We start from the raw sequence: 6432 nt of genomic DNA, 5'->3' as shown, positions 1-6432 counted from the left end.
CAAGAACTACCTGCGTAACGTCTACGACAAGATCGGCGTCTCCGACCGGCTGGAGCTGGCCTTGTTCACCATCCACCACCGCATCCTCGCCGAAGCCGCCGCTGCCACCGGACGCTAGCCCCGCGCTGCTACGATTTCGCGCTGGCTAACCGCGGATTCACCGAGGGAAAAACGCGAGTCATTGCAGGGAACGCGTTTACCCATCTCCCCGCCGCTTTTCACCGCAGATTCCACTGAATCCCCTAACTCATTGAAACCATGGGGCAAACGGATTGCCTCCTTCGGCGCCACTGTGGCCTCCTAAGTGCCCTAGCCACGGTGGATGCGTTGCTTCCCCCATCCGTCCAATCTCTCAGCGCTGGCTCAGCGCAGGAAGGCTTCCTAATGAAGAGGGTTCTTATCCTGATCACCGTGTTGGTATTGGCTCCCTTAGCATTTGCCGATACTTTCACGTTGACCAACTACACCATTACAGCCAACGTTTCCGACTCCTCCGGGCTGCCGATTAACACTCTAGGAGTCGCGGTACCGAAAACATTTTCCCTCAATCCGGGTGACTCCGTTACCTTCGACTTGTTCCAAATCTGGACCAACGAAAGCTCCCTCGATTCGAACGACTCGACCCCGAAGCCCATCGACGTGCACTTCACGTTTAATCCTCCAACCCCAGCCACTTCGGGTGACGTGACCGGTTACACCGAGGGTAACTCCAGTGGGCTTTTCGGTTGGTATCAGTCCGGACAAGTTACCTGGAACGGCCCGGTCGTAGTGACCTTTGGCAACGGCGGACAATACACGGTTTCGCTGTCGAACGAGACCTTCAATGATGGATGGGGACTAGACAGCGGACAGGGCAATGGTGCGACCGTGCAAGCCACGCTGACTTACAGTCTAGCCAACCCTGATCCTCCGCCTGCGCCCGCGCCTGCTCCCGAGCCCGCCAGCATGTTGCTGCTCGGTACCGGACTTACCGGACTGTTCGGTTTGATCCGCCGCCGCAAGTCGTAACCCTTGTCGTAATGCTTCGCAATACTGACAGACTGCGGACAACGCGATTGCCGTGTCCGCAGTCTGGTTTTCTTCCACGCCGCGCTCACAATGTTCAGTGGCAACTGGGGCTGTCCGCGAACTCACCGCTGATCAGCATCGCATTTAGAAAATTGGCGCATTCGGAGATTTTCGTTTGCCGCGGATCGTTCTGCGCTACGGCCGGATTAACCGCTGGCTCGGCATTCAGGGCATGGATGCTTGCCTGGGTATCGCTGTCCCACTCCCCCAGATAACTGAGCTCATTCTTGAGCAATTGCAGAGCTTTTTGATCCGACTCGGTTTTCGCCACTAACCCGGTTTGACGTAGGCTCCCCTCGGCCCGCACCCGGTGATCTTGTAGCCAGGGACCGAGCCACGTGCCAGCGGCAATACCAAACCTCATCGCGGATGCAATCGCGTTCTTCCACTCTCGCATCTCCGCCAATTGGGAGATACTTGCCATGGCGAACTCTCTCGACAATCCCGGCGCGGCACGCTCCGGCCTGGCGCCGGCTTCGGCGGCCGGTACTGTCAGGATGACTCGCCCGGGTGCGAAGCTCACCGTGGCGTTCATGATCTGCGCGAGCGTTTCGACATTCACATAGAAATGGCCGTCGATCTGCACGGCCGCTCCTTCGGCTGCGCGCCCGTTCACCACCAGCGTTTTCTTCTCGGGCGCGTTCTGCGCAAACGCAGCTCCGGTGAACATCGCAAATAGCGCAACAGCCGCAAGCGGGCGAAAACAAGAAAGTTCGTCCATAATTTCATCAACCAGTGGCGCCACATCCGCCCGTGCGCGTTCAGCCTAGGCTGTTGCCTTACCTTCGGCCACGTGATGCACGGTGGAGGTCTCGACGCCATAAATGTGGACCTCGGCCGTGGTGTGCGCCAAGTGCTCGATCATTTCGTTGATGCGCTTGAACTCCTGGCGCTGGAAGGCCTCGGCATCCTCTTTCGCCTTCCAGAAACTCATCGCCAGCACCTGATCGGCATCGTGGTCGGCGATCAGCACGATTTCATCGATGAATCCGGGGTGGGACTTCAGAATGCCGAGCACGTCTTTGTGCAACTTGTGGCAGAGTTCTTTTGCCTTGCCTGGCTTGGTTGTTACGTTGACCACGCGAGTAATCATAACGGGAGCTCCTTTATCGGCCACATCGTTGGGCCGCCGGCGGCCGCGCCTGAGCAAAACCGGCTTTCGCATCTCGATTTTCCGGCACCCCGCGAGACGCGCGTACGCACTGATACTACGCCCTTCTCTACCCACTCGCTGCCGGAAGCACGATGGTGAACGTCGTCCCCTTTCCCGGCTCGCTGTGGAAGGAAATGTTGCCGCCGTATGACAGCAGGATTTTCTGCGCGCCTGACAGTCCCAAACCCGTTCCGCGCGGCTTGGTGGTGAAATACGCGAAGAAGACTCTGCTCTGGTCCGTCGGCGGGATACCGATACCGTTGTCGGAAACTGTCGTCACCACTTGATTCTCGCGCGGGCCGCAGGTAATGGTGAGTTCGCCGCCCTGAGGCATCGCCTCGATGGCGTTGATGATGAGGTTGGTGAACACGCGCCGCAGGTCAGCGGCGTTGGCGCACACGTTGGGAACCGCCGCCAGCGATGTCGTTACCCTGACGTTCGCCTTTTGCCACAAAGGCCGCGCCAGTTCCACCGCCTCGGCGGCGATGGTGCTAACGTCGATCGGCCGCGATGCGCCTTCCCCGGTGCGCAGGTACTCGCGAATTCGCTGCACCATTTCAGCCCCGCGGCGAACCGCGTTATGGATCATGTCGAGCAGCGGCTTGCGCTCGCCGGCTGGGCTATCCATGCTGCTTTCCATCACCGCCGCGGCCTGCGCGATGGTGTCGAGGATGTTGTTGAAGTCGTGCGCCAGCGCGGCGGCCATCTCACCGATGGCGCGATGCCGCTCGATGTCGGCGATGCGCCGCTGCAATTGCGTCAGCTCGGTCACGTCGCGGGCGATCAGCAGCGCCGCGATTGGCCGTCCCTGCTCGTCGAGGATGGGATTGGCCGACACTAGCAGTTCGTTGACCACGCCGGTCTTCGAGTCGCGCAACGCGCGGCGGTCGTGCCGCACCATTTGCCCGCTGAGCACGCGCTGCACAATCGGCTCGTGCGTTTCCTCGTCCTCCCCTTCCACCAGCAGGCCCGTCTCCCCCGCTGCCACGCCGAGCAGTTCCTCGCGCGTTCTTCCCACCAAATGACAGGCGACGCTGTTGGCATCCACGATGCGGCCGTTGTGGTCCACGATCACGGCGGCTTCCGGGATGCTTTCCAGCAGAGTGGAGATTTCCACCTGGCGCTTGGGATCGATTGGACCCTGCTTGCCGCGCCGGTCTACCAGGTGAATATTGCCGGCCATGAGCACAGGGCCGCTCAATGTGGCGGCGGCTTGCGCCAACGTTCGAATCACTTCGGATATCCCCCAAGACCGGTACATCAGGCGGTTTCCATGCGACGCTCTTACCAGTGCTCCCCCGCGCCCAATCGGGAGAGTTGGGCCGGTGATAAGTTGGATGGCGCAAGTTGGTGCAAGGGATGCGCCGGAATCGAGAATCAGCCGCGAGAAGCAGCGCCGCTGGTCTTCAGCAGTTCGTTGACAATGGTGATCAGTTCTTGCGCATTGACCGGCTTTTCCAGGTACAGGTCGGCGAGCGGTTCGGCTGCCTGGAAGGCTTCCGCTACATACCCAGAAACCACCACCACGGGCGTGCTGGAGCGCGCCTTGGCTGCTTGGACAACGCCGCGTCCGTTGGCGTCGCCCAGTCGCCAGTCGGTGACCACTGCGTCGTAGCTGCTGCTCGCCAGCTTTTCGATGGCGTCCTGCGCGGAGGTGGAGGCAGTCACAACATGGCCTGCAGCTTCCAGGATTGCGCACTTCAGAGTCACGACATTGAGCTCGTCGTCAACGCAAAGAATTCGCCCCATACAGAGTCACTCTCGCGATCCGCACTCACTGCCGGACCGCCGCGACTTATTTTGGGCAGCCTTGTCAAGCTTGTCAAATGCCGCGTAGTGGGTTACGTCAGCTTTTCGCCGATCGACTTCGCCTGCGTGAACAAGTAGAGGTAATCGGGGCCGCCGGCTTTAGAGTCGGTCCCCGACATGTTGAATCCGCCAAACGGATGCGCCCCCACCATGGCTCCCGTGCACTTGCGATTCAGGTACAGGTTACCGACATGGAACTCGCGCTTAGCCCTTTCCAGCTTCTCCCGCGAGCCGGAATAGACGGCGCCGGTGAGTCCGAACTCGGTGTCGTTGGCGATTTCCAGCGCGTGATCGAAGTTGCGCGACTTCATCACCGCCAGAACCGGGCCGAAGATTTCCTCCTGTTCCAATTTCGACTTCGGCGCGATGTCGGCAATCACCGTGGGCTGGATAAAATAGCCTTCGCCGGCCTTGCTGTCGCGCCGGCCGCCGGTGATCAAGCGTCCGTCGCGCCGGCCGTGGTCGATGTAGTCGAGGATGGATTTCATCGATGCTTCATTGATGACCGCCCCCATGCCGGGATTCTGCGTCGCGTCGCCGACCGTGATCTTCTCCACCCGCGCCTTCAGCTTGTCGATGAAGCTGTCGTAGATCTTCTCGTCGAGGATGAGACGCGAGCAGGCGGAGCACTTCTGGCCCTGGAAGCCGAAAGCGGCAGCGGCGACGCCTTCGACGGCGGCGTCTATGTTGTTGGCGTCGGCGTCCACGATGATGGCGTCCTTGCCGCCCATTTCCAGCACCGTGCGCTTGATCCAGATCTGGCCGGCAGCGGTTTGTGCGGCCACGTGGTTGATGCGCAGCCCGACTTCGCGCGAGCCGGTGAAGGCGATGTAACGCGTCTTGGGATGCGCCACCAGCGCGTCGCCAAAGCTGGCGCCGGCGCCGGGGCAGTAGTTGACCACGCCCTCCGGCATTCCGGCCTCCAGCAGCGCTTCCATGAACTTCTGCGCGATGGCGGGCGAGTCGCTCGAGGGCTTCAGGATCACCGTGTTGCCGCAGACGATGGACGCCAGCGTCATGCCCCCCATGATGGCGCTGGGGAAATTCCACGGCGGAATCACCACCCCTACGCCGAGCGGAATGTACCATAGGTGGTCGCGCTCGCCGGGCAGTTGCACCGGCGGCTCGGCCTTGGCCAGACGCAGCGCCTCGCGCCCGTAGAACTCGCAGAAGTCGATCAGCTCGGCGACGTCGGCGTCGGCCTCGGCGTAATTCTTGCTCACCTCGAAGATCATCCACGCCGAAAACTCGTGCTTGCGCCGGCGGATGATGTCGCCGACCCGGAACAGCAGGTTGACGCGTTCCTCCACAGGCGTGCGGCTCCACTTCTCGAACGCCTTGAGCGCCGCCTTCATGGCCGGCTCCACTTCTTCCTTGCCCGCTTTCTGGAACAGGCCCACCAGTTCGGTCGGCTTGGCGGGATTGAGGGAGCGAATCTTGTCCTTGGTGGTGACGTTCTTGCTGCCGATGATCAGCGGATATTCGCGGCCGAGTTGGGCGCGCACTTTCTCGATGGCGGTGCGCATCGCCTGCACATTCTCTGATCTACTGAAGTCGGTAGCGGGCTCGTTGTGAAACGGCCCAACGGCGATGGCTTCGGGCGCCTGAACGGTGGCCATAAGTGCAAACCTCTTTGTAGAGTCCCTCCAAGAGCGGGACCGAATCCAAAACCTACCATTCTAACAGCGGCGTGGGGCCGAATTGCGCCTCGGGAAGGAGAATTCGCACTCTGGCGCGCCTAACGGGCGACAACAGTGGGCACCCGCGATTTTGAACCGGCACGGCTGGTTTTGTCACCCGGTTGCCCATCACCTTATTTAGTGATCGTTATCACAGATCGTTCGTGCATCCGCCTATACTGTCCGAAGTAACCGAGGAACTACGTCATGCGCTATCCGACCGCCAGTGAGGAACAACTAAAGGCGCCGAAGTCGCAATTTCGCGTCGTCGGCGTGGACGTGAAGGACGTATCGGGCAACATTTTTCAGGTCGGTGTCTTCGAGACGCTCGCTGCCGCCCAAGGGGCTGCCAGGGAAAGGGCCGGCGTCGGCAACCCGGTATTCGTCTATGACGATGCGGGCGAGGTGCTGGTGCGCTTGGGGAGCTGGCACTAACGGTGCGGCGATAGCGCCGGAGCCCTTGCCGACTCGTTGAGGATCGATTAACCTTCCGTTGTAGTTGTACTTACCACCCAGCCGGGATGGCGGAACTGGCAGACGCAGCGGACTCAAAAAACTTTCCGGGCCATCGCGCAACCCGCCTAGAATCACTAAGCCCTTTTACTTCCCGCATTTTTAGCTGCTGATACCTGCCCGTAGTTGCTGGTACTTTGCGGAAGTCCGTGCACGAATCGTGCACGAAATCCGCCGGAGCGCGTTGCTGGGATTGGACCACCTCAGTCA

7 protein-coding genes are annotated in these 6432 nt (G+C 60.7%); 2 read left to right on the top strand and 5 right to left on the bottom strand.

The genetic code is table 11. The annotated features are described in order from the left end of the window. Positions 1–258: 258 nt before the first annotated feature. Positions 259–1008, top strand: a complete 750-nt coding sequence (locus LAN64_14320; GenBank protein MBZ5569013.1) for a PEP-CTERM sorting domain-containing protein — start codon at positions 259–261, stop codon at positions 1006–1008. A gap of 94 nt (positions 1009–1102) precedes the next feature. Here LAN64_14320 and LAN64_14315 read toward each other — a convergent pair whose 3' ends face one another. The 5 genes from LAN64_14315 to pruA form a co-directional block, all read right to left on the bottom strand. Beyond that, complete coding sequence (locus LAN64_14315) at positions 1103–1789, bottom strand: hypothetical protein (GenBank protein ID MBZ5569012.1); 687 nt, start codon at positions 1787–1789, stop codon at positions 1103–1105. Positions 1790–1834: 45 nt separating this feature from the next. Beyond that, on the bottom strand, positions 1835–2161 hold the full coding sequence (locus LAN64_14310; GenBank protein MBZ5569011.1) for an antibiotic biosynthesis monooxygenase: 327 nt from the start codon (positions 2159–2161) through the stop codon (positions 1835–1837). Between the two features lie 127 nt (positions 2162–2288). Next, complete coding sequence (locus LAN64_14305; protein MBZ5569010.1) at positions 2289–3455, bottom strand: PAS domain-containing protein; 1167 nt, start codon at positions 3453–3455, stop codon at positions 2289–2291. A 143-nt stretch (positions 3456–3598) separates the two neighbouring features. Further along, positions 3599–3970 carry a response regulator gene (locus LAN64_14300; GenBank protein MBZ5569009.1) on the bottom strand — a complete coding sequence of 124 codons (372 nt, stop codon included), beginning with the start codon at positions 3968–3970 and terminating at the stop codon, positions 3599–3601. 92 nt (positions 3971–4062) lie between these two features. Beyond that, positions 4063–5649: an L-glutamate gamma-semialdehyde dehydrogenase gene (gene pruA / locus LAN64_14295; GenBank protein MBZ5569008.1), complete on the bottom strand. Its 1587-nt coding sequence runs from the start codon at positions 5647–5649 to the stop codon at positions 4063–4065. Positions 5650–5916: 267 nt separating this feature from the next. Between pruA and LAN64_14290 the strand changes: the two genes are divergently transcribed. Further along, the gene (locus LAN64_14290) at positions 5917–6144 is read left to right on the top strand and encodes a hypothetical protein (GenBank protein MBZ5569007.1); all 228 of its coding nucleotides are present in this window, start codon (positions 5917–5919) and stop codon (positions 6142–6144) included. Positions 6145–6432: the final 288 nt, after the last annotated feature.

The sequence above is a fragment of the Terriglobia bacterium genome (genome assembly GCA_020073185.1).
Lineage (GTDB): Bacteria > Acidobacteriota > Terriglobia > Terriglobales > Acidobacteriaceae > JAIQGF01.
This window is presented reverse-complemented; position numbering and strand designations above follow the sequence as displayed.

What these genes read in the sequence shown, in the direction of transcription:
- LAN64_14320 (MBZ5569013.1), top strand. Translation starts at nt 259, where the DNA reads ATGGGGCAAACGGATTGCCTCCTTCGGCGCCACTGTGGCCTCCTAAGT.
- LAN64_14315 (MBZ5569012.1), bottom strand. Translation starts at nt 1,789, where the DNA reads ATGGACGAACTTTCTTGTTTTCGCCCGCTTGCGGCTGTTGCGCTATTT.
- LAN64_14310 (MBZ5569011.1), bottom strand. Translation starts at nt 2,161, where the DNA reads ATGATTACTCGCGTGGTCAACGTAACAACCAAGCCAGGCAAGGCAAAA.
- LAN64_14300 (MBZ5569009.1), bottom strand. Translation starts at nt 3,970, where the DNA reads ATGGGGCGAATTCTTTGCGTTGACGACGAGCTCAATGTCGTGACTCTG.
- LAN64_14290 (MBZ5569007.1), top strand. Translation starts at nt 5,917, where the DNA reads ATGCGCTATCCGACCGCCAGTGAGGAACAACTAAAGGCGCCGAAGTCG.
- pruA (MBZ5569008.1), bottom strand. Translation starts at nt 5,649, where the DNA reads ATGGCCACCGTTCAGGCGCCCGAAGCCATCGCCGTTGGGCCGTTTCAC.